The sequence below is a fragment of the Solidesulfovibrio sp. genome (assembly GCF_029978005.1).
Taxonomy (GTDB): domain Bacteria; phylum Desulfobacterota; class Desulfovibrionia; order Desulfovibrionales; family Desulfovibrionaceae; genus Solidesulfovibrio.
Map to the genome: position 1 here is coordinate 1 of NZ_JARKOZ010000117.1, position 1,412 is coordinate 1,412.

General features: G+C 64.8%; 1 protein-coding gene and 1 pseudogene. Both read left to right on the forward strand.

Going from position 1 to position 1,412, the window contains the following annotated elements:
• Nucleotides 1-798: flavodoxin-dependent (E)-4-hydroxy-3-methylbut-2-enyl-diphosphate synthase (gene ispG, locus Q1K70_RS13415; protein WP_300160547.1), on the forward strand; the 798-nt coding region annotated here is incomplete at its 5' end.
• Nucleotides 799-860: 62 nt separating this feature from the next.
• A pseudogene (gene proS, locus Q1K70_RS13420) lies at nt 861-1,412 on the forward strand (proline--tRNA ligase); the annotation flags it as partial.

Genomic DNA, 1,412 nt, shown 5'->3' on the forward strand with positions numbered 1-1,412 from the left:
CTGGAAATGGGGGTTGACGGCCTGCGCATCAATCCGGGCAACATCGGGGAGAAATGGAAGGTCGGCGAGGTGGTGAAGGCCGCCCGCGAGCGGCTGGTGCCGATCCGCATCGGCGTCAACGCCGGTTCCCTGGAAAAGGAACTGCTGGAGCGGCACGGCCGCCCCACGGCCGAGGCCATGGTGGAATCGGCCCTGGGTCACGTGCGCATCCTGGAGGAGCTGGACTACGACCAGATAAAGATTTCGCTCAAGGCGTCCGATGTGATGAAGACCGTGGAAGCCTACCGGCTCCTCTCCCAACGGGTCGACTACCCCCTCCACATCGGCATAACCGAGGCTGGCACCACCTTTTCCGGCACCATCAAGTCGTCGGTCGGCCTCGGCATCCTGCTGGCCGAAGGGATCGGCGACACATTGCGTGTGTCCCTGACCGGCGACCCGGTGGACGAGATCCGGGTCGGCTTCGGCATCCTCAAGGCCCTTGGGCTCCGTCAGCGGGGGATCAACCTGGTCTCCTGTCCCACCTGCGGCCGCTGCCGGATCGACCTGGTCCCCATTGCCGAGGAGGTGGAGCGCAGGCTGCAGAAGGTCATCCGGCCCCTGACCGTGGCGGTCCTGGGGTGCGTGGTGAACGGACCGGGCGAGGCCCGGGAGGCGGACGTGGGCATCGCCGGCGGCAAGGGCGAAGGTCTCCTGTTCCGCCGCGGAGAGATCGTCCGCAAGGTCCCGGAGCGCGAGCTGGCCGACGCTCTGGTGGCCGAGGTGGAGAGGATGGCGAAAGAAGAATCAAGCGGCTAGCCGCTAGCTGCCAGCTGCTGGCAAAATAATAGGACAAAAAACATATCGTAAGGATATTCTGTATGCGCTACTCACAATTTTTCATCCCCACCGTGAAAGAGACCCCGGCCGATGCGGAGGTGGTGTCCCATCAGCTGATGCTGCGGGCCGGCATGATCCGCAAGCTGGCGGCCGGCATCTACAACTACCTCCACTTGGGGCTCCGCTCCATCCGCAAGGTGGAGAACATCGTGCGGGAGGAGATGTACCGGGCCGGGGCCATCGAGCTCCTGATGCCGGGGGTGATCCCGGCCGAGCTCTGGCAGGAGTCGGGCCGCTGGGACCAGTACGGCAGGGAGCTGCTCCGCATCAGGGACCGGAAGGACGCCGAATTCTGTCTCGGCCCCACCCACGAGGAGGTCATCACCGACCTGGTGCGGCGCGAGATCAAGAGCTACCGCCAGCTGCCTGTCAACCTCTACCAGATCCAGAGCAAGTTCCGCGACGAGATCCGGCCCGCTTCGGCCTGATGCGCGGCCGGGAGTTCATCATGAAGGACGCCTACTCCTTCGACGTGGACGGCGACGCGGCCGACCTCTCCTACGAGAAGATGTACCAGGCCTACCGCAGGATCT